Origin of the sequence: Klenkia sesuvii (assembly GCF_037083825.1) — a bacterium.
GTDB lineage: Bacteria > Actinomycetota > Actinomycetes > Mycobacteriales > Geodermatophilaceae > Klenkia > Klenkia sesuvii.
Genome location: NZ_JBAPLU010000002.1, coordinates 96,712 through 121,800, shown reverse-complemented (window position 1 = coordinate 121,800; position 25,089 = coordinate 96,712). Strand labels below are relative to the sequence as shown.

The following is a 25,089-nucleotide window of genomic DNA, read 5'->3' as shown; positions in this document are numbered from 1 at the left end:
CTGTGGGAATCCCGCACGGCCCCGGCGCCCTTGCACCTGGCATGAGAGCTGTCGGAGTGACCGAGTTCGGCGGGCCCGAGGCCCTGCACCTGCTCGACGTGCCCGAGGTGCACGCCGGTGAGGGGGAGGTGCGGTTGGCCGTGCGCGCCGCCGCGGTGAACCCGACCGACACCTACGCCCGCAACGGCACCTACGCCCAGCACCCCACGGCGCCGCAGGGGATGCCGTGGATCCCCGGCATGGACGTCGCCGGGGTGGTCGACGAGGTCGGGCCCGGCACGCAGACGCCGCTGCAGGTGGGTGACCGGGTGATGGCGGTCGTGGTGCCCAGCGGTGCGCACGGCGGCTACCGCGAGCAGATCGCGCTGCCGGCCGCGTCGGTCGTGCCGGTGCCCGCCGGTGCCTCCGACGCCGAGGCGGCGTCGCTGCCGATGAACGGGCTCACCGCCCGGTTGGCGCTGGACCGGATGGGCCTGGCGGCCGGCCAGGTGCTCGCGGTCAGCGGCGCGGCCGGCGCGTTCGGCGGGTACGTGGTGCAGCTGGCGAAGGCCGACGGGCTGGTCGTGGTGGCCGACGCTGCGGAGGCCGACCGGGAGCTGGTGCGCTCGCTGGGTGCCGACGTGGTGCTCGAGCGGGGCGCGGGCTGGGGCGACGCGGTGCTCGACCGCTACCCGGGTGGGGTCGACGGCCTGGCCGACGGTGCCCTGCTCGGCGCCGACGGCGCCCGCGTGGTGCGCGACGGCGGCGTGGTGTCGACGGTGCGCGGCTACCGCGGTGAGGACGACGCCCTGGCGCGGGGGATCCGCTTCGAGGCGGTGATGGTGCGCGACTACGCCGAGAACACCGCGGCGCTGGACACCCTGCGGCAGCAGGCCGAGCGCGGCGAGGTGACCCTGCGGGTGGCCGACGCGGTGCCCGCCGCCGAGGCCGCCACCGCGCACGCCCGGCTGGAGGCCGGCGGCGTCCGCGGCCGGCTGGTGCTCGTGTTCTGACCGGTCAGGCTGAACGGCCCCGAGGCAGGTGAGGCAGGTTCCCGCAATCGTGGCGCGGAACCCGTCGCAGGCGTCGCTCGGATGCCTACCGCGTCTGCTTCTTGTGGGTTGACGTACCGGGTACGCGTTTGGCGTTCGCGATCTTGGAGACGCTGCTCTTCACGAATCGACCAGAAGCCGCGGATCGTTTGACCGCCATCTTCGCCGCGTTGACCTGCGCTGGGGTCACCTTCACGACCTTCTGCACCAACGGGCCTCCTTCTGCGCCGAGGTGTCCCACTGTCTCAGTCCCCTGGGTCACTGTCGACCTCCACTACCTCGACATCGCTCTCGGCGGTCTCGATCTCCTCGACGGGCTCTTCGAGGACCGTGTCGAGCACGGCGTCGACCAGCGCTTGATCAGGTGGTTGAAGCAGTTCGGAGTCACTCAGCGCATCGAGCACTGCGAGACCCATACGGGCCTGTGCGTCCTGGCTCGAGGTCGCCTGCTCGGAGGCCCACCGGAGCATGCGCATGGTCTCCTCCCGCCGGCGCCAGATGTCCAGTTCGTTCGACGCCCGGCGGCCCAGGACATGTCCGATCAGTGCGCCGAGGAGGGCAAGCACGGGCGCACCCAGGCTCACTGCGTAGACGGCCCAGATCGGCAGCGTTGTCACGGCACGGACGATAGAGATGGGAGCCGGCGTCTGGGTGCCGCTACGGGCCGCACCAGATCCATCATGGATGAGCAGCGGGCCGGGTCTCGAGGATCTGGTCGCGTAGGTCGCCGACGAGGGCCATGAGCTCACGGACGGGGCCCCCGTCGACACCCACCTCCGCGAGCGCGGTGACGGTGCGTGGCGAGGGCGCGACGGTGCGCTGAGCTGCGGGTCACCCGATCAGGTACGGCTGCGTGCGCTCGTCCACAGGCGGCCCGATCGGGCTTCCCGCGGGCCTGGTCGGTCTCGTAGGTTGCCCGAGACCTGTCGCCCGACCGGGGGGAGCCGCGCGTGTCCGTGTTCCCTGCTGCGGTGACCGCGCTGGACCTGGTGGACGCCGAGGTGCGCGAGCTGGTCCGCCGGCGGGGCCTGGACCCGGCGGTGGACCCGGCGCCGGTGCGGGCGCTGGTGCGCGAGGTGGTGGCCGACTACGCCGACCGGGCGTCGTCCTCGTCCCTGCCGCCGCTGGCCGACCCCGAGGGCGTGCTGCGCGACGTGCTCGACCGGGTGGCCGGGTTCGGGCCGCTGCAGCGCTGGCTGGACGACCCCGAGGTCGAGGAGATCTGGGTCAACGAACCGGGCCGGGTGTTCGTGGCCCGGCGGGGGCGCAGCGAGCTGACCACCACCATCCTGGGCCCGGGTGAGCTGGCCGACCTGGTCGAGCGGATGCTGCGCACCTCGGGTCGACGTGTCGACATGTCGACCCCGTTCGTCGACGCCTCCCTGCCCGACGGGTCGCGGCTGCACGTGGTCATCCCCGACATCACCCGCCGGCACATGGCGGTGAACATCCGCAAGTTCGTGCTGCAGGCGCACAGCCTCGACGAGCTGGTGGCGCTGGGCACGCTGACCCCGCAGGTGGCCCGGTTCCTGGAGGCCTCGGTCGCGGCGGGGTTGAACATCCTGGTCAGCGGCGGCACCCAGGCCGGGAAGACCACGATGCTCAACTGCCTGTGCGCGGCCATCCCCGCCCGGGAGCGGGTGATCACGGCGGAGGAGGTCTTCGAGCTGCGCGTGCCGCTGCCCGACGTGGTGGCCATGCAGACCCGCCAGCCCAACCTCGAGGGCGCCGGGGAGATCCCGCTGCGCCGGCTCGTGAAGGAGGCGCTGCGCATGCGGCCCTCCCGGCTGGTCGTCGGCGAGGTGCGCCAGGAGGAGTGCCTGGACCTGCTCATCGCCCTCAACTCCGGCTTGCCGGGCATGTGCACCCTGCACGCCAACAGCGCCCGCGAGGCCGTGGTGAAGATGTGCACGCTGCCGCTGCTGGCCGGGGAGAACGTGGGCCACGCGTTCGTCGTCCCGACCGTCGCCGCCAGCGTCGACCTGGTCGTGCACGTGGGCACCGACCCCTCCGGCCAGCGACGGCTGCGCGAGGTCGTGGCCCTGCCGGGTCGTGCCGAGGGCGCGGTGATCGAGACCGCCGACGTCTTCACCACCAGCGACGGCCGCCTCGTGCGCGCCGACGGCCACCCGCCGCACCCGGAGCGCTACGCCGCCCTCGGCTTCGACCTGCCCGCGCTGCTGGGGGACCGCCGGTGACCGTCCCGGGTGCGCTGCTCGGGCTGGCGCTGGGTGTCGGTCTCCTGCTGGTCTGGCGCAGCGGACCCCGCGCTCCGCAGCGGCGCAGCACCCCACGCGGTCCCGGGCGCCGCCACGAACTCATCGCCGCGGCGGGGCTGACCGGCATCAACCCCGCCCAGCTCACCGCGCTGCAGGTGGTGCTCGGCACGGTGGTCGCGGTCCTGGTGCTGGTCACCACCGGCACCGTCACGATCTCGCTGGTGTTCGGCGTCTTCGGGGCCGCCACCCCGTACCTGCTGGTGCGGCGCCTGGCCGCGCGCCGCCGCGCCGACCTGCGCGAGGTGTGGCCCGAGGTCGTGGACAACCTGGCCTCCGCCGTCCGGGCCGGGCTCTCCCTGCCGGAGGCGCTGTCGGCGCTGGCCGTCCGCGGGCCCGAGGTCCTGCGCGCCCCGTTCGCCCGCTTCGCCGCCGACCACCGGGCCACCGGACGGTTCGCCGACAGCCTGGACCGGCTCAAGGACGACCTGGCCGACCCCGTCGGCGACCGCATCGTGGAGACGCTGCGGGTGGCCCGTGAGGTGGGCGGCAGCGACCTGGGCCGGGTGCTGCGCACCCTGGCCACGTTCCTGCGCGAGGACGCCCGCGCCCGCGCCGAGCTGGAGACCCGGCAGGGCTGGATCGTGCAGGCCGCACGGCTCGCCGTCGCGGCCCCCTGGGTGGTGCTCCTCCTGCTGGCCACCCAGAAGCAGACCCTCGCCGCCTACGACAGCCCGGTCGGCACCGCGATCCTGCTCGGGGGCGGCGCGGTGTGCTTCCTGGCCTACCGGCTCATGCTGCACATCGGGCGGCTGCCCGAGGACGTCCGGGTGCTGCGGTGAGCGCCGGGGTGACCGGCATCCTGCTCGGCCTGGTGTTCGCCGGCGGCCTGCTGCTGGCGGTGCGGTACGCACCTCCCTTCCGCGCCGTCCGGCTGGTCGACCGGCTGGCCCCCTACGTCGCCGACACCCCACCGCCCTCGCGCCTGCTGGGCACCGCCACCGAGCCGGGCATGCTCTCGGCCACCCGGCGGGTCTTCGGCCCCGCGCTGGTCGACGGGGCCCGCTTCGTCGACCGCGTGCTGGGCGGGCGGGTCGCCGTCCGGCGCCGTCTCGACGCCCTCGGGGCGACCACCGGGGTCGAGGACTTCCGGGTCGAGCAGGTCGTGTGGGGCGGGCTGGGCCTGCTCGGCGGCGGCCTGGTCACGCTGCTCGTCGCCGGGCTGAGCGGGGGCCTCAACCTGCTCAGCGCCGCGCTCGTCTGCGTCGGCGGCCTGGTCAGCGGCGTGCTCGGCCGCGACTGGTGGCTGACCCAGCAGGTGCGCAAGCGCGAGGAGCTGTTGCTGGCCGAGTTCCCGGTGGTCGCCGAGCTGCTGGCCCTGGCCGTCACCGCCGGCGAGAGCCCCACCTCGGCGATCGCCCGGGTCACCCGGCTGTCCGGCGGCGAGCTGGCCCGCGACCTCGGGGGCGCCCTCGGTCGGGCCCGCGCCGGCGTGCCGCTGGTCACGGCCCTGCAGGAGGTCGCCGACCGCACCTCGGTCGAGGCGCTGGCCCGCTTCGTCGACGGCCTGGTCGTCGCCGTCGAGCGCGGCACCCCGCTGGCCGAGGTGCTGCGCGCCCAGGCCGCCGACGTCCGGGAGGCCGGCAAGCGCCGGCTGCTGGAGGCCGGCGGCACCAAGGAGATCCAGATGATGGTCCCCGTCGTCTTCCTGGTGCTCCCCGTGACCGTCCTGTTCGCCCTGTTCCCCGGCCTGATCAGCATCGTGACGCTGGCCCAGTGAGGAGACCCGCATGCCCGTCCTGACCCTGGTGGTCACCGCCCTGCTCGACCGGTTGCGGGGCGAGGACCCCGAACGGGGCGACGTCCCCGGCTGGGTGATGATCACGGTGATGACCGCCGCCCTCGTGCTGGCCATCCTCATCCCGTTCCGCACCGCCATCGTCGAGGCCGTGCAGACGGCGCTGTCCTCGGTCACCAGCGGTGCCGGCTGAGCCCAGCGCACCCGACCGCGAGCGCGGGAGCGCCGTCGTCGACTTCGCGCTGGTCTCGGTGCTGGTCGTCGTCCTGCTGCTGGCCGTGCTGCAGGTCGCGGTCTACGTGCACGTGCGCAACGTGGTGACCAGCAGCGCGCAGGACGGCGCCCGCTTCGCCGCCAACGCCGACGTGCCCACCGCGGCCGGTGGTCAGCGCACCCTCGAGGTCGTCGCCCGGGCCCTCACCCCGGCCACCGCCGCCGGGTTGACCTGCACCAGCGCCGACGAGGTGGACCCCAGTGGCCTGGTGCTGGTCGTGGTGCGCTGCGAGGGCGCGGTGCCCAGCCTGCTGTCCGGGCTGGGTGACCTGCTGCCGCTGTCGGTCACCGGCCGCGCGGTGGAGGAGGCCCCGTGACCGGTGCCGCCAGGGACCGGGACGACGGCGAGCGCGGGTCGGCGGTCGTCGAGTTCGTGTTCGTCGCGGTCGTGGTCTTCCTGCCGCTGGTCTACCTGGTGGCCGGGTTCTCCGCCGTCCAGCGCGGGGTGTTCGCCGCCGACGCCGCCGCCCGCGAGGCCGGCCGGGCGATGGGCGCGGCGACCGACCCGGCCACCGGGCAGGCGCGGGCCGAGGCGGCCGCCGCGTTGGCGGTGGCCGGCCAGTCGGTCGACGCGACCGACGTCCGGGTGGCGTACGTGCCCGCCGGCGTGACCTGCACCGCCACCAACGGCGGCTACCGGCCCGTGTTCGCACCGGGTGAGGAGTTCAGCGTGTGCGTCACGGTCACCGTGCGGGTGCCGCTGCTGCCCGACTTCGTCGACGCCAACACCGCCACCGGGCAGTTCGTCGTCGAGCGCGACCGGTACGTCGACCCCTGACCCGTGACCCCTGGCGCTTGGGGCGCCTGGGGCGGTTGGGACGGCGGACCGCTCCCGACACGCAGTGTCGGCCCCCACTCGGCGCGGTCACGCTGTGCAACGGTGCGGGGAGTCCCTAGGCTGGCCCTCGTGTCGACACCCGCCGTTCCCCTGGCGGACGGCGGTCGTACGGGCGGCCACCGCTTCCGCCGCCCGGTCACCACCGCGCCGGCCCTGCCCGCCACCGTGCTCGACGCGCTCCCGGCGCCCACCGCGCTGCTGGACACCGACGGCACCGTGCTGCTGCTCAACGCGGCCTGGGCCGAGCAGATCGCCCAAGGCACCGGCCTGCTGCTGACCACCGGCGACGACTACGCCGAGGCGGTGCTGGCCGCCCGCGACGACGACGACGTCCGGCTGCTGCTGGCCGGGCTGGGTGAGCTCACCGAGCACGGCGGCACCCCCGTGTCGGTCGACGTCGCCCTGGGCAGGGCCCCAATGGGGCGCTGGGTGCACGTGCAGGCCGCCCGGGTCGACGAGTCCGGCCAGCTCGTGGTCACCCACACCGACATCACCGCCAGCGTCGAGGCCGTGCGCGACAGCGCCCGCCGCGCGCTCTACGACCACCTCACCGACCTGCCCAACCGGGTGCACCTGCAGGAGCTGGTCGAGGCCGAGCTCGCCCGGCCCGACGCGGGGTCGGTCGCCGTCCTGGTCCTCGACGTCGACGAGTTCAAGACGGTCAACGACACGCTGGGTCACGACACCGGAGACCTGCTGCTGCGGCAGGTCGCCGCGCGGCTGGCGCGGGCCACCCGTGAGCGGGACACCGTCGGCCGCCTGGGTGGCGACGAGTTCGTGGTGCTCGGCCGCGACGTCGACGCCGAGGAGGCCCTGACCCTGGCCGAGCGGTGCCGCCAGGTGTTCGCCGACCCCTTCAGCGTCGCCGGCGCCACCGTCCCGCTGACCGTCAGCGTCGGCGTGGCCGTGTCCTCCGGCGAGCAGCGGTCGGCCACCGACCTCATCCGCGACGCCGACCTGGCCAAGTACGCCGCCAAGGGGGCCGGCCGCGACACCGTCGCCCTCTTCTCCGACGAGCTGCGCGCCGCTGCCCGGCGCCGGCTGCGCGTCACCACCGAGCTGCGCGAGGCCATCGCCGCCGGCCAGCTCGTCGTGCACTACCAGCCGCTGCTGCACCTGCGCACCCGCACCGTCACCGGCGTCGAGGCGCTGGTCCGCTGGCAGCACCCCGAGCGCGGCCTGCTGCCGCCGTCGGAGTTCGTGCCGGTCGCGGAGGCGAGCGGGCTGGTCGACGAGCTGACCCGGTGGGTGCTGGCCACCGTCGCCCGGGACGCCGCGGCGTGGGACGACATGGGCCTGCCGCTGACCGCCGCGGTCAACATCAGCGCCACCCACATGGGCTCGGGCACCCTCGTGTCCGACGTCAGCGCGGCGCTGGCCAGCAGCGGGCTGCGCCCCGAGCGGCTGGTGCTCGAGCTCACCGAGACCAGCGTCGCGGAGGACCCCGAGCGGGCCGCCGAGCAGTTCGCCGAGCTGCGCGTGTCGGGCATCGAGGTCTCGATCGACGACTTCGGCAGCGGCTTCTCCTGCCTGGGCCAGATCGTGTCGATGCCCGCCGGCATCCTCAAGATCGACAAGTCCCTGGTGCAGGGCATCGCCGGGTCGGGCCACAAGCAGGCCAGCCAGTCCGCGGCCGCGGTCGAGACCGTGGTCAGCCTGGCCAAGGCCTGCGGCATGCGCAGCGTCGCCGAGGGGGTCGAGACCCCCGAGCAGCTGGCCGTCGTCGCCGCGCTGGGCTGCACCTACGCCCAGGGCTTCGTCATCGCCAAGCCGATGCCCGCCGAGGAGCTGCCGCGCTGGATGGGCGCCCGCAGCCGGCGCCGGGCCGCCCTCGCCGGCTGACCCACCCGCGCGCGGACGGGAAAACCGGGCGCGGAACGTCGTACCCGCTCCGTACGGTGCCGGCGTGGACACCACGGGGGCTGCGGCCGACGACGCGCCGCGCGCTCCGCTGGGCTGGCGGCGGCTGGCCGGCCCCGGGTGCGCGGTGGCCGCCGTCCTCGCGGTGGTCGCCGCGGTCGCCGAGACCCTGGGCACCGTCGTGGCCGGCCGCATCGCCGACGGGCCCACCGGTGGCCTGCTCGCCGCGCTCGCCGGGCTGCTCGTCGGGTCGGCGCTCGCCGAGGTGGTCGGGCGCACCCTGTTCGCCACCGCCGTCGGCCGCGCCGAGGGCGTGCTTCGGGCCGACCTGCTCGACGCCGCGCTGCACCAACCGCTGACCACGCTCGAGGGGCAGGGGGTCGGCGAGCTGATCGACCGGGTCGACGACGACACCCGGCAGCTGGCGACCCTGCTGCGCATCACCGGGTGGGCCATGGGTCGCGCGGTCCTCCGCTCGGTGCTGGCCTGGGTCGCCGCCGGCCTGGTCTGGTGGCCGGCGTGGATCGCCTTCCCCGTCGCCGCGGTCGTGGTGCTCGCCACCGTCCGCCGGCTCACCCCGCAGCTGGCCGCGGCCAAGACGGTGGAGGAGGAGGCCTGGTCCGACGGCGCGGCGCAGTTGGAGGAGGCGGTCGCCGGCCGGGACGACGTCCGCACCGCGTTGGGCCAGCCGCACGTGCTGGGCCAGTTCGCCGGCCGGTCGGCGGAGATCCTGCGGCGCAACGCCCGCACCTCCCGGATCGGCGCCCGGGTCGCGCTGCGCAGCGGCCTCGTGCTGCACGGCATGCTCGCCGCGCTGGCCCTGGCGGCGGTCGCCCTGGTCGGCCGGGGCGTGCTCGACGTCGCCACCCTGGTCACCCTGTGGCTGCTGGTCACCACGTTCGTCGGCCGGCTCGACGAGGTGAACCACCACCTGCCCGAGATGCACGAGGGCGTCGGGGCGCTCACCCGCATCCGCACCCTGATGTCGGCCGAGCCCGAGCCGCAGGGCGGTGCCCCGCTCACCGGCGCCGGCATCGAGGTGCGCGACCTCGACTTCGCCTACCGGACCGAGGGCCACCGGGAGCCCTTCTCCCTGCGGGTCGCGCACTGGTCGGTCCCGGTCGGCACCACCTGCGCGCTGGTGGGGCGCAGCGGCGCCGGCAAGTCGACCCTGGCCAAGCTGCTCTCCCGCGCCGTCGACCCGCCCCCCGGCACCGTGCTCGTCGGCGGCGTCGACGTCACCCGCCTCGACCTGCAGCAGCTGCGGGCCGGGGTCGGCGTGGTCACCCAGCGCACCGAGCTGCTGGCCGCCACCCTCGCCGAGAACATCACGCTGTTCGCCGACGTGCCACGTGCCGCCGTGGAGGCCGCCGTCGCCGAGCTGGGCATCGACGGCTGGGTGGCCTCCCTGCCGCGCGGCCTGGACACCGTGCTCGGCCCGCGCGGGGTCACCCTGTCCGCCGGTCAGGAGCAGCTCGTCGCCTTCGCCCGGCTGCTGGTCCGCGACGTGCGGGTGGTGGTGCTCGACGAGGCCACCGCCCGCATGGACCCGGCCACCGAGGACCTGGTCACCCGGGCCGCCCGCCGGTTGCTCGCCGGGCGCACCGGGGTGGTCGTCGCCCACCGGCTGGGCACCACGCGCTGGTGCGACACGGTGGCCGTGCTCGACGCCGGTCGGGTGGTGCAGCAGGGCCCGCGGGCCGAGCTGGCCGCCAGCCTTGGCCCGTTCCGCGACCTGCTGGTGGCCGCCGGCAGCGCCGGGTCGGTCGACGCTCCGCCCGAGGCCGTCACGCCGGTGCAGCACGTCGGCCTGGTCGCCCGCACCGACCGCCGCGACCCCCGCCCGGCCCCGGCCGCGCCCCGCGTGCGGCTGGGCGCGACCATCGGCCGGGTGCTGCTGGCCCACCCCCGGTGGGGACTGCTGGGTGCCGGCACCTTCCTGGCCGCGTCGTTGGTCGGCACCTACGGCGTCGTCACCGGCGCGCTCTGGGGTGACCTGGTGGCCGGCCTGCAGGCCGGCGAGGACCCGACCGCCCAGTCCGTGCTGCTCGCGCTCTCCCTGCTGGCCTCGTCGTTCCTCGTCGCCTGGGCCTTCCTGGTCTACCCGGTGTGGTGGACGGCGGTGACGCTGCGGCTGCGGCTCGCGGTGCTGCGCGGGCAGACCGAGCAGCGCCGGCTGGTGCGCACGCCGGCCGGTGAGGTCACCGCCCGCGCGCTGGACTCCGACCGGCTGGTCAACTGGGCCGACCGGTGGGTCGACGTCGGCATCGGTGCCGCCGTGACGCTGCTGACCGTGGTGGTCACCGGCGAGCCCCTGGCCGGGGTCATCACCGGTGGCGTCATCGTCGGGTCGGTGCTCGCGGCCTTCCTCGGCGCCCCCGTGGCCGGTCGGGCCGGGCGGCTGGCCGGTGACCAGCGGGCTGCCTTCGGCCGGGCACTGGCCTCGGCCCTGGAGGCGGTGCGCACGGTGAAGCTGGCTGCGGCCACCGCACCCGTGCAGCGCCACCTGCAGGCCGTGGACGCCCGGCGCGTGCAGGCCACCGTGCGGGAGACGCGCATCCGCACCTCGCTGGAGGGCACCGCCGTCGTCCTGGTGCAGGTCGGCGTCGTGGCGGCCTGGGCGCTCTACCTGCTCGACGTCTGGGGTCTGGCGACCGCGCTGACGGTGAGCACCGCGGTGTCGGGGGCGGGCTGGTACGGCATCACCGCCGGGCTGGTCGTCGTCGAGCGGCCCATCGCGGGCGCGTGGCTGCGGGAGGCGACCGCGCTGGCCGGCCGCGACGACCTGGTGGGGCTGCCGCCCGACGTCGACATCGTCGCCGGCGCCGCACCGCCACCCCCGCCCGCCGACCGGGTGCCGCTGCGCCGGCTGGAGCTCGACGACGTCACCGCGGTCCACGACGACGGCACGGTGGGCGTGGCCGGGGTCGACCTGGAGGTGCCCGCCGGCTCCCTGGTGCTGCTGGTCGGGCGGGTCGGGTCGGGCAAGTCCAGCCTGCTCGGCGCGCTCGCCGGTCTGGTCGACCACGAGGGCGCGATCCGCTGGAACGGCACCGAGGTCGGTGACCCTCAGCTCTTCCTGCGCCCCGGGCAGGTCGCCCACGTCGCGCAGGTACCCCGGGTGCTGTCGGGCTCGATCAGCGACAACGTCACCCTCGGCCATGCCCGCGAGGTCGGCGGTGCGCTCGCCGACGCCCGGCTGGAGCGCGACGTCGTCGCCGCCGGGGGAGTGGGTGCCCTGGTCGGCCACCGGGGGGTGCGGCTCTCGGGTGGGCAGGTGCAGCGGCTGGCGCTGGCCCGCGCGCTGGCCACCGGCGCCGAGCTGGTGCTGGCCGACGACGTGAGCTCGGCCCTGGACGCCCGCACCGAGCTCGAGCTGTGGGCCGCCCTGCGGGAGCGGGGGGCCACCGTCGTCGGGGCGTCGGCCAAGCGGGCGGCGCTGGCCCTGGCCGACCAGGTCGTCGTGCTCGACGGCGGGCGGGTGGTCGACCGCGGTGCCTGGGCCGACCTCGCCCCGGCCTGGGGCCACCTGGCGGGGTAGGGCCGGGTGGCTCAGCCGGGTTCGCCCCGGGCCTTGCGCCGGGCGACCACCCCGAGGTCGACCACCGCCACCGCGGCCAGCACGAACATCACCACCGCGAACACCACGGGCACGCCCGCCACGAGGAACACCACCCCGGCCACGGTGCAGACCACCACCCCGAACGCGGCCAGGACCAGGCGCAGGGTCAGGGCGCTCCGGGCCGGTGCGGCACCGCCGAGGCCGGCGGTCGGGTCGTGGTGGTCGGGCAGGCCGCGGGCGTACTCCTCGCGGCTGGGCTTCCCTCCGGTTCGGCTCATCGCCGGGGGCTACCCGGCCGCGGGGGGCTCGACGCCCCCCGCGGCGCTGGTCGGTCCGGTCAGACCACCAGACCGGCCAGGTCGCGCGGCACCGCCCGCCGTTCACCGGTCGCCGGCTGCGGGCGGCGACCCAGGTCCGCCGACGTCCGGGTCGCCACGGGGCCGCGGGGTGCCAGGTCGAGCACCATGCGGGTCGGCACGAACGCCTCGGCGTAGCCGATGCGGGCCTGCGCGCCCCAGTAGCGGGCCGCAGCCTCCACGGCGTCGGGCTCCACCATGGCCGACAGCTCGACCTGGGACGCGTGCGCCTTCAGCGCCGCCACCTTCCCGCTCAGGTAGGCCGTGACGTCGACGAACACCGTCGGGTTGAAGCTCAGCGTCGACGGGCTCTGGTAGTGCAGCACCCGGGGCAGCCGACGGGCCGCCGAGCGGGCCGCGGCAGCCGCCGCCCGGTGGTCCTGGTGGCTGTCGTCGGGCGCGTGCACGTAGACCAGGTCCGCGGAGGTCTCCTCCAGCACCTCCTCCACCAGGCGCACGGTCGCGGCGTCGGCGGTCAGGCTGCAGTCCAGCAGCCCGCCCCAGCGCAGCGAGACCCCGAGCGTGCCGGCGGCTGCCCGCTGCTCGGCGTAGCGGTCGGCGCGGCCGGGGCCGGCCTCCCCGCCGGTCAGCACCAGGACGGTGACGGTGTCCCCGGCGGCGACGTGCGCCAGCAGGGTGGCGCCGCAGCCCAGCTCGACGTCGTCCGGGTGGGCCCCGATCGCGAGGACGTCAGCCACGACCGGCTGCCGGGGCCGTCGTCACCCGACGCTGACGACGCAGCACGATGACGCCCACCACGCCGGCCAGCAGGACCATGGCGACGACCGCGGCGCCGTTGGCCAGCATTGGCAGCTGGGAGGCGGTGCACGGGGACATCCCGCTCGACAGGGACACCCGGTTCCCGGCCAGGGTCCACGACGAGCCGTTGCTCAGCTCGGCGTTGGTGAGGTTGATCCGGGCGACACCGTGCTGCGTACCGGCGGCGAAGGTGGTCGGCAGCGAGGAGTTGTTGCGCGACGGGTTGGTGTAGTTGTAGTTGCCCACCGGGATCGACTGGGACGACCCCGTGGAGTTCTCGTAACCCAGGATGACGTCCCAGCTGCCGTTGCCCGCCGAGGTGTAGCACTCGGCCAGCGGCGTCACGGTGCCGGCCGCCGACGCCGTGCCGGGCACCAGGGACAGGGCGACCGCGGCCAGGACGGCCAGCAGGACGGCGACGGTGCGCGGTCGGTGTGCACCGGTGGGTCGGGTGGTGGGTGTGGTCATGATTGCTGCTCTCCCGCTGTCGCGACGGTGGTTCCGTCGTCCTGTCGTCATCCGTTGAACATTCACGCACCGAAATCGTTCGATTGCGCTCCGTTTCCCTCGATCGAGCGAGGAGCATCAGCCGCCCAGGGCGTCCAGGGCGGCTCGGGCCGCCGCCGGGAACGTGTCGACCGTCATCCAGGCGGCCGGGGTGTCCGGCGCCGAGGCGTGCTCGCCCTGCCGCACCCGGATGGCCCGGGCGCCCACGGCGGCGGCCACGGCGACGTCCTTGGCGGGGCGGTCGCCGATGACCAGCACGCGGTCGGGCGGGGTGCACAGTTGTCGTGCGGCCTCGACCAGACCGGCCGGGTGCGGCTTGCGGAACCCCCGCCCCCCCAGCCGGTCGGTGACCACGACGACCGGCAGCAGCGCCCCGAGCCCGGTGGCGGCCAGCTTGGCGTCCTGGATGGCCGGCGCGCCGTCGGTGAGGCAGGCCAGCGGTGCCGCAGCAGCCAGCTCCCGCAGCGCGTCGACCACGCCGGGGTAGGGGGTCAGGCGGTCCGGGGTGTGCCGGGTGAAGGCCTCGACCAGCGCGGGCACGAAGCGGGGCAGGTCGTCGTCGGCCACCCCGGCGGCGAGCAGGGCCCGGTCGACGGTGCGACCGGCGTCCGAGCCGGCGGCCAGCAGCCCGGCCAGCTCGCGGTGCACGACCGCGCCGTCCAGGCCCAGGGCGGTCGCGGCGGACCCGACGGCGCGGGCGGCGCCCGCGAGGTAGTCGGCCTGCGGGTAGAGGGTGTCGTCCAGGTCGACCACCACCGCCAGCGGCGGCCCGCTCACCACGGCAGCCGCCCGTCGGTGAAGTCGGGTTCGTCGAGGGCCAGCAGGGCGTCGGTGGCCGGGTCGGCCAGGACGGCGGCCACCCGCGCTCCGGTGGTGCCGTCCCCGTAGGGGCAGGCGAGCGCGACCGCCCGGGCCTGGCCCTCGGGCGAGGCGTGGGCCAGGGCAGCGTCCAGCACGGTGGTCGCGGCGCCCGGCCCGGCCAGCCCGGCCAGGCTGGTGGTGCCCGCCTCCACGCCCTCCCAGCGCGGGGTGGAGGACCGCAGCACGACGACGGGGACCCCCAGGTAGGCCGCCTCCTCCTGGATGCCACCGGAGTCGGTCACCGCCAGCACCGACGACGCCAGCGCGGCCAGGAGGGCGTCGAGCTCCAGCGGCCCGGTCGTGGTCACGCCGGGGTGCCGCAGCCGGGCGTCCAACCCGGTCGCGGCCAGCCGGGCAGCGGTGCGGGGGTGGACCGGGAACAGCACCGGACCGACCCGGTCGGCCAGCCCGCGCACCACCTCGACCAGGCGGCCCAGCCGGACCGGGTCGTCGACGTTGGTCGGCCGGTGGGCGGTCACGAGCACCCCGCGGCGCTCGGCCGGCGGGCAGGGCCGCACACCGCGGGACACCAGCGTGTCGATGACCGGGTTGCCCACCACGACGACGCGCTCGGCGGGCACCCCTTCCCCGGCCAGGAAGGCCGCCGCGCGCCGCGTGGGGGCGAAGTGCAGCTGGGCCACGGCGGCGGCCATGCGCCGGTTGACCTCCTCCACGCTGCGCATGTTGAAGCTGCGCAGCCCGGCCTCCAGGTGCGCGAAGGGCACGCCCGCCGCGCGGGCCGCCAGGGCGTAGGCCGGCACCGTGGCGGTGTCGCCCAGCGCCAGCACCACCTCCGGGGCATGCCGGGCGACCGCCGCGGCGGCGTCGGCGTGCAGGGCGCCGGTGCGTGCGGGACCGGCCGTGGGCAGGACGAACCGTTCCGCGGGGCGCAGGCCGAGGGTCTCCTGCAGGCCGGCACCCATCGCCGCGTCGGCGTGCTGCCCGGTGTCGACGGCGGTCACCCGGTGCCCCGCCGCCTCCAGCGCGGCCACCACCGGGGCGAGCTTGACCACCTCGGGGCGGGTGCCGAACGGGACCAGCACGTGCCGGGAGCGGATCACGCCGGCACCGCTGCGGTGCACGGGTCGGCCACGGGACGCCCGTCCGGGCCGGTGTAGGTCTCGGCGAAGTACCGGCTCATGGACACCCCGGGGGTGAAGTGCAGGGGGGCCAGCCGGGTGCCGGGGTTGCGGATGCCGGTCAGGTAGGCCGAGACCACGTCGGCGCCGGCGGCCAGGGTCAGGGGCAGCCCGCCGGAGAAGCGCGGGTTGACCTCCATGACCGCCGCCCGGCCGTCGGGCCCGACGAAGCCCTGCACGTTGGCCGGGCCGGTCAGCCCCACCGCGGCCAGGGTGGCGGCCACCAGCCCGGTGACCTCCTCGGAGTCGAAGGTGGTGCCCTTCACCGAGATGCCCGCCTTGGTCTCGTCGCGCCAGCGGGGGACGACGGTCAGCAGCTCGCCGTCCCGGGCCACCAGCGCGTCGGCGGTGAACTCCCGACCGGTGAGCCGGGTCTGCGCCACGAGCGCGGCGTCGGCGTGCAGGGCGGCCACGACGTCGGCGCGGCGGTCCACCAGCTGCACCCCGCGGCTGCCCCGGCCGGTGCGGGGCTTGACCACCCAGGGCCCCACGACGTCGTCGAGCTCGTCGACGGCGGCGGCGGTGACCGGGTGCGGCACCCCGCACTCGGCCATGCGCCGGGCGAACAGGGCCTTGTCGCAGCACAGCTCGACGGCCGGGACGTCGGGCAGCCAGCTGCTGATGCCCGCGGCCGACAGCCAGAACGCCACGGGGCGCAGGACCGCCAGCTCCTCGGCGACGGTCGGCACGAGGGCGTCCACGCCGTGGGCCGCTGCCGCCGCGACCAGTGCGTCGACGAACCCCGGGTCGTCCGCGCGGGGGAGCACCACGGCGGCGTCGGCCAGGGCGGCCCCGGCCGCGCGCGGGTCGGCGTCCGCGGCGACCACCCGCTCGCCGGCGGCCAGCAGCCGGCGGACGACGGCCACCCCGGCCGGCCCACCGGCCCCGGTCACCAGCACCGCGGCCCGACGGCGGTGCGCCCCGGCGCGGGGGGCGGCCGGCAGCGCGGGCCGGGCCGAGGACCGCGGCGGGCCGTCGGGCCGCGCGGGGGCGTCGGGTCGGGTGGGGGCGAGGGTCATCGGGGGTCCTGTCGGTGGGGTCGGACGAGGTCGGCGCGCGTGGGGACAGCGGGCACGGACGGCACGGCGCGGGCGAAGCTGCGCGGGGTGGCCCGGTCGCCGCGGCCGGGGAGCCGGCCGGGCGCGGGGGGCGCCGGTCGTGGGGCCTCGATCAGCGTGGTGCTGGAGTTGCCGGCGGAGAACTGCCGGCGGGCGAGCAGCCAGCCCCGGGCCCACAGCCGCAGGCTGGCCACCCGGTGGCTGACCACGGGCTCCCACTGCCGGGCCGCGACGGCGTCGGCGAGGGCGTCGAGCACGTCGATGTCGGTGTCGTAGGTGGCGACGGCCAGCAGCGACGCGGTGTGCACGCCGAGGCCCTCGCCGGCCAGCCGCTGGACGGTGGCCACCCGCTGGGCCGAGGTCAGGTGGCCGATGCGGTAGTCGATGCGGCCGGCCTCCCGACGGGCCGCCAGCCGGGCGGCGACCCGGCGGGGGAGCACCCGGCGGTAGAAGAACGCAGTCGGGCTGAAGCGGTGGCGGCGGCGCTCGGCGGCCCGCTGCTCGACCTCCGCGACGCGGTAGCCCAGGCCGGGCCGGGCCCAGGCGTCGGGACGGCGGGCGGTGTGCCGCCCGGCGACGTCCTGCTCGGCGCGCTCGGCCGCGGGCAGGGTGAGGCACACCATGAGCAGGAACCCGGCCAGCGTGGACGCCAGCGCCCAGATCGTGCCGACCCAGTCGTGGAACAGCGTCATGGCCGGGCCGCCCCACGCGTAGCCGGCCAGCGTGGAGAGCACCAACCGCACGCAGTTCGCGGCCACCACGGCGACCAGGGCGACCAGCAGCCCACCGACGGCGTGCAGTCCCCGGCTGCGCAGCACCACCGCGGTCAGGGCGGTCAGGCCCACCACGGTGAGGATGGAGGAGCACGACGTCGTCACGATGCCCTGCAGGACGTCGTCCGGGCCGCGGTAGATCAGGATCGACTGCGGGATGACCGCGGAGACGTCGTCGAACCCCAGCCACCGCAGCACCCGGACCGCCAACGCGGCCTCCTGGGTGCGGAACCAGTCGGCGGCGTAGTAGTAGCCCACCAGGCAGATGCCCACGGCCACGCCGATCTCGGCGGCCACCGTGCCCAGGCGACGTCGGGTCGCCCGCGGGGTGGGCCGGGGCAGCGGGGTGATCGCGGCCGCGGTCACCGGGACGCCCCAGCCGTCAGCGGGGTGGCCGAGACCGTGGACGTCGCACCGGTGCGGCTGGTCTTGACCCACGAGTAGCGCCGGCCGAGCATGCCGTCCAGGTAGGCCCGGCTGGTGATCCACACGGAGAGCACGAACGCCGGCAGGAAGCCCAGCAGGCTCCACGCGGCACGGCGCTCCACGCGGCCGACCAGCAGGCCCACCGAGAGCTCGGCGAGGGGACCGACGAACAGCAGCATGGACAGCGGCAGCAGACCCACGACGGGCAGCCCGCCGATGCCGAAGGCGCGCAGGGCGGTCAGTGCCAGGCCGATGCCGCAGAGCACCGGCACGTGGTAGCTGAGCAGGAACAGCACCGACTCCACCTTCTCCACCACGCCCAGGTGACGGGCGCGCAGGATCGGCCAGGTGTAGTCCCGGAAGCACTTCTGGTGGCCGCGGGCCCACCGGTAGCGCTGGGTCCAGAACCGCTGGGCGGTGACCACCGCCTCCTCGTAGTCGATGGCCGACAGGTCGTAGCGGATCCGCTGGCCGGCGATGAGCACGCGCAGGGTGAGGTCGGTGTCCTCGGTGACGGTGTCGGGGTTCCACCCGCCCAGCGCGCGCAGCGTGCTGGTGCGGACGGCGCAGTTGGCCCCGCCGTAGGCCGGCAGCTCGAAGAGCGCCTGCCGGCCGTACTCGTTGACCAGGTAGCCCGAGAGGAAGTCCACGAACACCGTCGTGGCCATGGACGACTCGTGGCCGTTGCGGATGACGCAACGACCCATCACGGCCCCCACCGAGGGGTCGCGGAAGTGCCGCACCAGGCGGCGCAGGGCACTGGCCTCGGGCTCGTGGTCGGCGTCGAAGATGAGCACCACCTCGGAGTCGACGGTGGCCAGCGCGTCGTTGAGCGCGCCGGACTTGCCCCCGCCGGACCCGGGGGCCCGGTGCAGCACCCGCAGCCGGCGGTCGCGATCGGCCCAGGCGTCCAGCCGGGCGCCGGTGTCGTCGTCCGAGCCGTCGTCGACGACCAGCAGGGTCAGCCGGTCGGCCGGGTAGTCCAGGGTGAGCAGCGCCTGCACCATGCCGTCGACCACGAGGCCCTCGTTCTTGCAGCTGACCAGCACGGCCACGCTCGGCAGGAAGCCGTCGGGGTCGACCTCCGCGGCGAGCAGGTCCGGTTCGGCCCACCGCGCGGCGGCGACGGCGAAGGCCAGGTGGCGGAAGAAGTAGACGGCGAAGACCAGGTTGAGGGCGCCGGCCAGCCAACCGAGGACGGGGTCGGCGCCCCACAGGTACAGGGCACCGACGAGGGCGAGGACGTAGGCGGCCAGGACCACCCGGCGTCCATCGGGCCTGCTGCTGTGCGGGGGCACGGGTGGGCTCCTCGGGCGTGGGGGGCCTCGTGCCCCCGTCCTCCTGCTCTTCGGCACGGGCAGGGCCCGCCTGTAGAACCGGATCAGCCACAACCCACGACATGCCCCGGAGGGGTGGGGAACGCCCGACCGCGACTACCGTGGTCCGACGTGGCCGCTGACTTCTCCTCCCGCCTCGACGACCTCAACGGGACGCTGGGGTCGATCGAGGCCGTGATGAAGCTCGAGGACCTCCGCGACGAGATCCGCGACCTCGAGCAGCAGTCGGCCGCCCCCGACCTGTGGGACGACGTCGAGGCCGCCCAGAAGATCACGTCCCGGCTGTCCTACCTGCATGGTGACCTGCGCCGGGTCGAGGAGCTGCGCAGCCGCATCGACGACGTCGGCGTGCTGTGGGAGATGGCCGCCGAGGAGGACGACGAGGCCACCCGCGCCGAGGCCGAGCGCGAGGTGGAGAGCCTGGAGAAGGCGGTCCAGGAGCTCGAGGTGCGCACCCTGCTCTCCGGTGAGTACGACAGCCGGGAGGCCCTGGTCACCATCCGGTCCGAGGCCGGGGGCGTCGACGCCGCCGACTTCGCCGAGATGCTGCTGCGCATGTACCTGCGCTGGGCCGAGCGCAAGGGCTACCCCACCGAGGTCTACGACACCTCCTACGCCGAGGAGGCCGGCATCAAGTCGGCCACGTTCGCCGTCAAGCAGCCCTACGCCTACGGCACGCTGTCGGTCGAGCAGGGCACCCACCGGCTGGTGCGCATCTCGCCCTTCGACAACCAGGGGCGCCGGCAGACGTCGTTCGCCGGTGTCGAGGTGCTCCCGGTGGTGGAGACCACCGACCACGTCGACATCCCCGACAACGAGATCCGGGTCGACGTCTTCCGCTCCTCGGGCCCCGGCGGCCAGTCGGTCAACACCACCGACTCCGCCGTCCGGCTGACCCACATCCCCACCGGCATCGTGGTGTCCTGCCAGAACGAGAAGTCCCAGATCCAGAACCGCGCGGCGGCGCTGCGGGTGCTGCAGGCCCGGTTGCTGGTGGTCCGGCAGGCCGAGCAGAAGGCCGAGCTCGACGCGCTCAAGGGCGAGGGCAGCAGCTGGGGCAACCAGATGCGCTCCTACGTGCTGCACCCCTACCAGATGGTGAAGGACCTGCGCACCGAGACCGAGAGCGGCAATCCCTCCACCGTGCTCGACGGCGACCTCGACCCCTTCATCGAGGCCGGCATCCGCTGGCGCAAGGAGCAGGAGGCCGCCGCCGAGGCCGGGTGACCCCGGCGAGCCGACCAGCATGACCAGGTTCGGCGGGTACGGTCATCTCCCGTGATCGAACTGCAACACGTCACCAAGGTCTACCCGACCAGTTCGCGGCCTGCCCTCGATGACGTCTCCATGGAGATCGACAAGGGCGAGTTCGTCTTCCTCATCGGTTCGTCGGGTTCGGGCAAGTCCACGTTCCTGCGGCTCCTGCTCAAGGAGGACAACCCCACCTCGGGCACCATCAAGGTCAACGACAAGACCCTGAACACCATGAGCAAGTGGCAGGTGCCCAAGCTCCGCCGCACGATGGGCTGCGTCTTCCAGGACTTCCGGCTGCTGCGCAACCGCACCGTGGCCGAGAACGTCGCGTTCGCGCTCGAGGTGATCAACAAGCCGCAGCGCACCATCCGCCGGGTCGTCCCCGAGGTGCTGGAGATGGTCGGTCTCGAGGGCAAGGCCGAGCGGCTGCCCAACGAGCTCTCCGGTGGCGAGCAGCAGCGCGTGGCCATCGCCCGCGCCTTCGTCAACCGCCCCCTGGTGCTGCTGGCCGACGAGCCCACCGGCAACCTGGACCCCGAGACCAGCCAGGGCATCATGCTGCTGCTGGAGCGGATCAACCGCACCGGCACGACGGTCGTCATGGCCACGCACGACTACCACATCGTCGACTCCATGCGGCGCCGCGTGATCGAGCTGAACGACGGCCAGGTGTCCCGCGACCAGTCGCGCGGCGTCTACGGCGTCGGTCGCTGAGCCCGGCCCCCCGAAACCGCGAAGGAACCCATGCGCGTCAACTTCGTCCTCTCCGAGGTGGCCACCGGGCTGCGCCGGAACCTGACCATGACGATCGCCATGATCCTGACCACCGGGATCTCCCTGGCGCTCATGGGCACCGGGCTGGTCATCGCCAACATGATCAGCGACATGCGGGCGATCTACTACGACAAGGTGCAGGTCTCGATCTACCTCACCGACGACGTCACCGAGGAGCAGCGCGAGGCCATCGCCGCCGAGCTGGACGCCTCGCCCGAGGTCGCGAACTACATCTACGAGTCCAAGGCCGAGGCCTACCAGCGGTTCACCGAGCAGTTCTCCCAGCAGCCCGCGCTGGTCGAGAACACCGACCCCGACGCGCTGCCCGAGAGCTTCCGGGTCGAGCTGGTCAACCCCGAGCGCTACCAGGTGATCGCCACCGAGTTCCCGAACGGGCAGAACGGCGTGGAGCAGGTGCGCGACGAGGGCGACTTCCTCGACCGCCTGTTCAGCCTGCTCAACGGGGCCCGCAACGCCACCATCGCGGTGGCCGTCGTCCAGGCCCTGGCTGCGTTGCTGCTGATCTCCAACACCATCCAGTTGGCGGCGTTCAACCGGCGCAACGAGACCAACATCATGCGGCTGGTCGGTGCCTCGCGCTGGTACACCCAGCTGCCGTTCATCCTCGAGGCGGCGCTGGCCGGCCTGCTCGGTGGACTGCTGGCGACGGTCGGCCTGGTGCTGACCAAGGTGCTGTTCATCGACCGCACCCTGGCCGGCCCCATCCGTGCCGGGATCATCCCGCCGGTCGACTGGGGGGTCATCGCCACCATCAGCCCGGTCATCACCGGTGCCGGCATGGCCCTGGCCGCGATCGCCGCCTACGTGACCCTGCGGCTGTACGTGAGGCTGTAGCCCCTCCCCGATGATCACGGACCTGCGTACGCACCACGCCGGCGCGGCGCTGCCCCAGATCCGTGATCGTCGGGGATTCCGAGTGGCGGGCCGCCGGTAGCCTGGGACCCATGCCGCGGGAACAGGGGCGGAAGTTCATCGCCCAGAACAAGAAGGCGCGGCACGACTACTCGATCCTCGACACCTACGAGGTCGGCCTCGTGCTGACCGGCACGGAGGTCAAGAGCCTGCGCCAGGGTCGTGCCTCGCTCGTCGACGGCTTCGCGATGGTCGAGGACGGCGAGGTCTGGCTGCACCACGTGCACATCCCGGAGTACACCGAGGGCACGTGGACCAACCACACCCCGCGCCGCAAGCGCAAGGTGCTGATGCACCGCGCGGAGATCGAGAAGCTGATCGGCAAGACGAAGGAGGGCGGGCTCACCCTGGTCCCGCTCGACCTGTACTTCAAGGACGGCCGGGCGAAGGCCACCCTCGCCCTGGCCAAGGGCAAGAAGACCTACGACAAGCGCCAGGACATGGCCGAGCGGGACAGTCGTCGCGAGATGGAACGCGCCTTCGGCCGCTACGTGAAGGGTCGCCGCTGATGCCCTCGACGATGCGGGGCATCGCCTACGACGAGTTCGGCGGCGTGGAGGTGCTGCGGCTGCGCGAGGACCTCCCGGTGCCGCCGGTCGGGCCGGACACGGTGCTCGTGCGGGTGCACGCCGCCGGGGTCAACCCGGTCGACATGGCCATCCGCTCCGGCGGGCTGGCCGAGCTGTTCCCGCACCACTTCCCGGTGGTGCCGGGCTGGGACGTCTCCGGGGTCGTCGAGCAGGTCGGGCCCGCGGTCACCGGCTTCGCCGTCGGCGACCAGGTGTTCGGGTACGTGCGCCGGGACGACGTCGGGCTGGGCACCTGCGCCGAGCTCGTCGCCGCACCCCAGCGGTGCCTGGCGCACAAGCCGCAGTCGCTGAGCTTCGCCGAGGCCGGGGCGCTGCCGCTGGCCGGGCTCACGGCGTACCAGGCGCTGACCGAGACCCTCGACGTCGGCGAGGGCGACCGGGTGCTGGTGCACCGGGCCTCGGGCGGGGTGGGGTTCAACGCCGTGCAGATCGCCGTCGCGCTGGGTGCGCACGTCATCGGCACGGCGAGCGCGAAGAACCACGGCTTCCTGCGCGACGCCGGGTGCGCCGAGGTGTACGACTACGCCGACGGCCCGCTCTCCGAGCAGCTGACCGAGCCGGTGGACGCCGTCCTCGACCTGGTCGGCGGGGCGACCCTGGCCGACGCGCCGGACCAGGTGCGGGACGTCGCGCGCCTCGCCTCGGTCGTCGACCCGGCGGTCAACGACCTCGGCGGTCAGTACGTGTTCGTGCGGCCCGACGCCCACGACCTCGAGGAGCTCGCCCGGCTGGCCGACGACGGCCAGCTGCGGGTGCCGGTGGCCAAGGCGTTCCCGCTCGAGCGCACCGCCGAGGCGCAGGAGCTCGTGGCCGCCGGCCACGTACGCGGCAAGGTCGTCGTCACGCTGCGATGACGGTGCAGCCCCCGGTCGACGACGCCGACGTGCCACGGTACGTGGCCGAGCTGGGGTTGCCCGGGCTGGTCGACGTCCACGTGCACTTCATGCCCGAGCGGGTGCAGGCCGCGGTGTGGGCCTACTTCGACCGGGCCGAGGAGCACTACGGACCGCCGTGGCCGATCACCTACCGCGGGACCGTCGAGCAGCGGCTCGCCCAGCTCGACGCCCTCGGTGTCCGGGCGTTCTCGGCCCTGAACTACCCGCACCGGCCCGGCATGGCCGCCGGCCTCAACGCCTGGTCCCGGGAGTTCGCCGCCGCGCACCCGCAGGTGCTGCCGTCGGCGACGTTCTTCCCTGAGCCCGAGGCCGCGCGCTACGTCGCCGAGGCCGTCGACGCCGGGGCGCGGGTGTTCAAGGTGCACGTGCAGGTGGGCTCCTTCGACCCACGGCACGAGCTGCTCGAGCCGGTGTGGGCTCGGCTGGAGGAGTCGGGCACCCCGGTGGTCATCCACTGCGGGTCCGGGCCGCTGGCCGGCGAGCACACCGGGCCGGCGCCGATGCAGGGCCTGCTGCAGCGGCACCCCGGGTTGCAGCTGGTGATCGCGCACCTGGGCATGCCCGAGTACGCCGAGTTCCTCGACCTGGCCGAGACCTACGACGGTGTGCGGCTGGACACGACGATGTTCGGCACCGACTTCACCGAGCGCCTCATGCCCTTCGACCGGGCCCTGCTGCCCCGGCTGGCCGCGCTGGGCGAGAAGGTGCTGCTGGGCAGCGACTTCCCGTCGATCCCCTACCCCTACGCCCACCAGCTGGCCGCGCTGCACCGGCTGGGGTTGGGGGAGGACTGGTTGTGCGCGGTGCTCTGGCGCAACGGGGCGCGGTTGTTCGGGCTCTGAGTAGGGTCGCCGGGTGCCCTTCCCCGCCGGACTCACCGATCGCCCGCTGACCCGGGACGACCTGCCCGCGGTGGCCGCCCTGTACGCCGCCGCCGAGCGCGTCGACGACACCGGGGAGCACCACGACGCCGCCGACCTCGCCGAGTACTGGTTCGCCCCCTTCGTCGAGGTGCCGGCCGACACCCGGGTCGTGCTCGACGGCGAGGACGTCGTGGCCGTCGGCACCGCGGTCGCCCCGCCCACCTTCCGCGACGCCTTCGCCGTCCACCTCGACGGCCGGGTGCACCCCGACCGCCGCGGGGAGGGCATCGGGCGGGTACTGCTGGACTGGCAGGTGGCGCGGGGCCGCGAGGTGCACGCCCAGCGCCACCCCGAGGCGCCGGGCCGGCTCACGGTGCTGCACCAGGCGACCATCGGCGGTCAGGAGGGGCTGCTGCGGCGGGCCGGGTTCACCGCCGCGCGCTGGTTCCAGACGATGTCCCGCCCGCTCACCGACCTGCCGGCGCCGCGCACCGTCGAGGGGGTCGAGCTGGTGCCCTTCGACTGGGCGCGCGACGAGCAGGTGCGGCACGCCCACAACGCGGCCTTCACCGAGCACTACGGCTCCAGCGAGCGCGACCGCACCTCGTGGGAGTCGATGTTCACCGGCCAGCGGGCCTTCCGCCCCGACCTCTCGGTGCTCGCCGTCTCCGACGACGACGTGGTCGGCTACGTGCTGGCCTACGTCCACGACGCCGACACCGCGGCCACCGGTCGGCTGGACGCCTACTACGGCCAGATCGGCGTGGTGCCCGCCGCCCGGGGGCGAGGCTTGTCCAAGGCCGTGATCGGTGCCGCGCTGCGGGCCGCGGCCAGCGCCGGGTGCGACAGCGCGTCGCTGGAGGTGGACACCGACAACGTCGACGAGGCGCAGGGCCTGTACCGCGCCGTCGGCTTCGAGGTGGCCCGCACCCAGGTGTCCTGGTCGGTGCATCTCCCCCCGCGGGCGTGACCGACCAGTAGGGTC

At 74.7% G+C, this 25,089-nt stretch carries 26 protein-coding genes; 16 read left to right on the top strand and 10 right to left on the bottom strand.

The genetic code is table 11. From position 1 onward, the window contains the following. Positions 1–56 precede the first annotated feature (56 nt). Positions 57–992 (top strand): NADP-dependent oxidoreductase, encoded by a 936-nt coding sequence (locus tag TEK04_RS02395; RefSeq protein ID WP_336402706.1) that lies wholly within the window; start codon positions 57–59, stop codon positions 990–992. 85 nt (positions 993–1,077) lie between these two features. Here the strand turns inward: TEK04_RS02395 and TEK04_RS02390 are convergent, their stop codons facing one another. Both TEK04_RS02390 and TEK04_RS02385 read right to left on the bottom strand, forming a co-directional pair. Further along, positions 1,078–1,239 (bottom strand): hypothetical protein, encoded by a 162-nt coding sequence (locus TEK04_RS02390; protein ID WP_336402705.1) that lies wholly within the window; start codon positions 1,237–1,239, stop codon positions 1,078–1,080. A 37-nt stretch (positions 1,240–1,276) separates the two neighbouring features. Then, on the bottom strand, positions 1,277–1,648 hold the full coding sequence (locus TEK04_RS02385; protein ID WP_336402704.1) for a hypothetical protein: 372 nt from the start codon (positions 1,646–1,648) through the stop codon (positions 1,277–1,279). 333 nt (positions 1,649–1,981) lie between these two features. Between TEK04_RS02385 and TEK04_RS02380 the strand changes: the two genes are divergently transcribed. The 8 genes from TEK04_RS02380 (at position 1,982) to TEK04_RS02345 (ending at position 11,557) form a co-directional block, all read left to right on the top strand. Then, complete coding sequence (locus TEK04_RS02380) at positions 1,982–3,229, top strand: TadA family conjugal transfer-associated ATPase (protein ID WP_336402703.1); 1,248 nt, start codon at positions 1,982–1,984, stop codon at positions 3,227–3,229. Next, the gene (locus tag TEK04_RS02375; RefSeq protein WP_336402702.1) at positions 3,226–4,089 is read left to right on the top strand and encodes a type II secretion system F family protein; all 864 of its coding nucleotides are present in this window, start codon (positions 3,226–3,228) and stop codon (positions 4,087–4,089) included. The genes TEK04_RS02380 and TEK04_RS02375 overlap by 4 nt, the downstream gene beginning before the upstream one ends. Then, the gene (locus tag TEK04_RS02370) at positions 4,086–5,027 is read left to right on the top strand and encodes a type II secretion system F family protein (protein WP_336402701.1); all 942 of its coding nucleotides are present in this window, start codon (positions 4,086–4,088) and stop codon (positions 5,025–5,027) included. The genes TEK04_RS02375 and TEK04_RS02370 overlap by 4 nt, the downstream gene beginning before the upstream one ends. A 10-nt stretch (positions 5,028–5,037) precedes the next feature. Further along, entirely contained in the window at positions 5,038–5,238 is a 201-nt protein-coding gene (locus tag TEK04_RS02365; protein WP_336402700.1) for a hypothetical protein, read from the top strand. After that, positions 5,228–5,635, top strand: a complete 408-nt coding sequence (locus tag TEK04_RS02360; protein ID WP_336402699.1) for a TadE/TadG family type IV pilus assembly protein — start codon at positions 5,228–5,230, stop codon at positions 5,633–5,635. The genes TEK04_RS02365 and TEK04_RS02360 overlap by 11 nt, the downstream gene beginning before the upstream one ends. Next, positions 5,632–6,096: a hypothetical protein gene (locus TEK04_RS02355; RefSeq protein WP_336402698.1), complete on the top strand. Its 465-nt coding sequence runs from the start codon at positions 5,632–5,634 to the stop codon at positions 6,094–6,096. Before TEK04_RS02360 ends, TEK04_RS02355 begins: the two co-directional genes overlap by 4 nt. 129 nt (positions 6,097–6,225) lie before the next feature. Continuing rightward, on the top strand, positions 6,226–7,998 hold the full coding sequence (locus TEK04_RS02350) for a putative bifunctional diguanylate cyclase/phosphodiesterase (protein WP_336402697.1): 1,773 nt from the start codon (positions 6,226–6,228) through the stop codon (positions 7,996–7,998). 64 nt (positions 7,999–8,062) lie between these two features. Beyond that, on the top strand, positions 8,063–11,557 hold the full coding sequence (locus TEK04_RS02345; protein ID WP_336402696.1) for an ATP-binding cassette domain-containing protein: 3,495 nt from the start codon (positions 8,063–8,065) through the stop codon (positions 11,555–11,557). 11 nt (positions 11,558–11,568) lie between these two features. On the opposite strand, the gene TEK04_RS02340 is transcribed toward TEK04_RS02345, so the two are convergent. The 8 genes from TEK04_RS02340 to TEK04_RS02305 all read right to left on the bottom strand — a co-directional run bounded on the left by TEK04_RS02340 (position 11,569) and on the right by TEK04_RS02305 (position 18,719). Continuing rightward, positions 11,569–11,856 carry a DUF6343 family protein gene (locus tag TEK04_RS02340; protein ID WP_336402695.1) on the bottom strand — a complete coding sequence of 96 codons (288 nt, stop codon included), beginning with the start codon at positions 11,854–11,856 and terminating at the stop codon, positions 11,569–11,571. 59 nt (positions 11,857–11,915) lie between these two features. After that, on the bottom strand, positions 11,916–12,632 hold the full coding sequence (locus TEK04_RS02335) for a PIG-L deacetylase family protein (protein WP_336402694.1): 717 nt from the start codon (positions 12,630–12,632) through the stop codon (positions 11,916–11,918). Then, positions 12,625–13,161, bottom strand: a complete 537-nt coding sequence (locus TEK04_RS02330; RefSeq protein WP_336402693.1) for a hypothetical protein — start codon at positions 13,159–13,161, stop codon at positions 12,625–12,627. The genes TEK04_RS02335 and TEK04_RS02330 overlap by 8 nt, the downstream gene beginning before the upstream one ends. 117 nt (positions 13,162–13,278) lie before the next feature. Next, positions 13,279–13,977, bottom strand: a complete 699-nt coding sequence (locus TEK04_RS02325) for an HAD family hydrolase (protein ID WP_336402692.1) — start codon at positions 13,975–13,977, stop codon at positions 13,279–13,281. Beyond that, positions 13,974–15,122, bottom strand: a complete 1,149-nt coding sequence (wecB, locus tag TEK04_RS02320; RefSeq protein WP_336402691.1) for a non-hydrolyzing UDP-N-acetylglucosamine 2-epimerase — start codon at positions 15,120–15,122, stop codon at positions 13,974–13,976. Before wecB ends, TEK04_RS02325 begins: the two co-directional genes overlap by 4 nt. Then, complete coding sequence (locus TEK04_RS02315; RefSeq protein WP_336402690.1) at positions 15,119–16,219, bottom strand: ATP-grasp domain-containing protein; 1,101 nt, start codon at positions 16,217–16,219, stop codon at positions 15,119–15,121. Before TEK04_RS02315 ends, wecB begins: the two co-directional genes overlap by 4 nt. Further along, a complete protein-coding gene (locus TEK04_RS02310) occupies positions 16,216–17,397 on the bottom strand; it encodes an exosortase/archaeosortase family protein (RefSeq protein WP_336402689.1) in 1,182 nt (393 codons plus the stop codon). The genes TEK04_RS02315 and TEK04_RS02310 overlap by 4 nt, the downstream gene beginning before the upstream one ends. After that, positions 17,394–18,719, bottom strand: a complete 1,326-nt coding sequence (locus TEK04_RS02305; RefSeq protein WP_336402688.1) for a glycosyltransferase family 2 protein — start codon at positions 18,717–18,719, stop codon at positions 17,394–17,396. Before TEK04_RS02305 ends, TEK04_RS02310 begins: the two co-directional genes overlap by 4 nt. Before the next feature lie 186 nt (positions 18,720–18,905). On the opposite strand from TEK04_RS02305, the gene prfB reads away from it, so the two are divergent. The 7 genes from prfB to TEK04_RS02270 all read left to right on the top strand — a co-directional run bounded on the left by prfB (position 18,906) and on the right by TEK04_RS02270 (position 25,074). Then, positions 18,906–20,021: a peptide chain release factor 2 gene (prfB, locus tag TEK04_RS02300; RefSeq protein WP_336402687.1), complete on the top strand. Its 1,116-nt coding sequence runs from the start codon at positions 18,906–18,908 to the stop codon at positions 20,019–20,021. A gap of 51 nt (positions 20,022–20,072) precedes the next feature. Beyond that, the gene (gene ftsE / locus TEK04_RS02295) at positions 20,073–20,762 is read left to right on the top strand and encodes a cell division ATP-binding protein FtsE (RefSeq protein ID WP_336402686.1); all 690 of its coding nucleotides are present in this window, start codon (positions 20,073–20,075) and stop codon (positions 20,760–20,762) included. A gap of 30 nt (positions 20,763–20,792) precedes the next feature. Beyond that, on the top strand, positions 20,793–21,677 hold the full coding sequence (gene ftsX, locus TEK04_RS02290) for a permease-like cell division protein FtsX (protein ID WP_336402685.1): 885 nt from the start codon (positions 20,793–20,795) through the stop codon (positions 21,675–21,677). A 110-nt stretch (positions 21,678–21,787) separates the two neighbouring features. Continuing rightward, positions 21,788–22,264 (top strand): SsrA-binding protein SmpB, encoded by a 477-nt coding sequence (gene smpB, locus TEK04_RS02285; RefSeq protein ID WP_336402684.1) that lies wholly within the window; start codon positions 21,788–21,790, stop codon positions 22,262–22,264. Further along, complete coding sequence (locus TEK04_RS02280; RefSeq protein ID WP_336402683.1) at positions 22,264–23,199, top strand: NADP-dependent oxidoreductase; 936 nt, start codon at positions 22,264–22,266, stop codon at positions 23,197–23,199. Before smpB ends, TEK04_RS02280 begins: the two co-directional genes overlap by 1 nt. Further along, entirely contained in the window at positions 23,196–24,083 is an 888-nt protein-coding gene (locus tag TEK04_RS02275) for an amidohydrolase family protein (RefSeq protein WP_336402682.1), read from the top strand. The genes TEK04_RS02280 and TEK04_RS02275 overlap by 4 nt, the downstream gene beginning before the upstream one ends. A 13-nt stretch (positions 24,084–24,096) precedes the next feature. After that, complete coding sequence (locus TEK04_RS02270; protein ID WP_336402681.1) at positions 24,097–25,074, top strand: GNAT family N-acetyltransferase; 978 nt, start codon at positions 24,097–24,099, stop codon at positions 25,072–25,074. Positions 25,075–25,089: the final 15 nt, after the last annotated feature.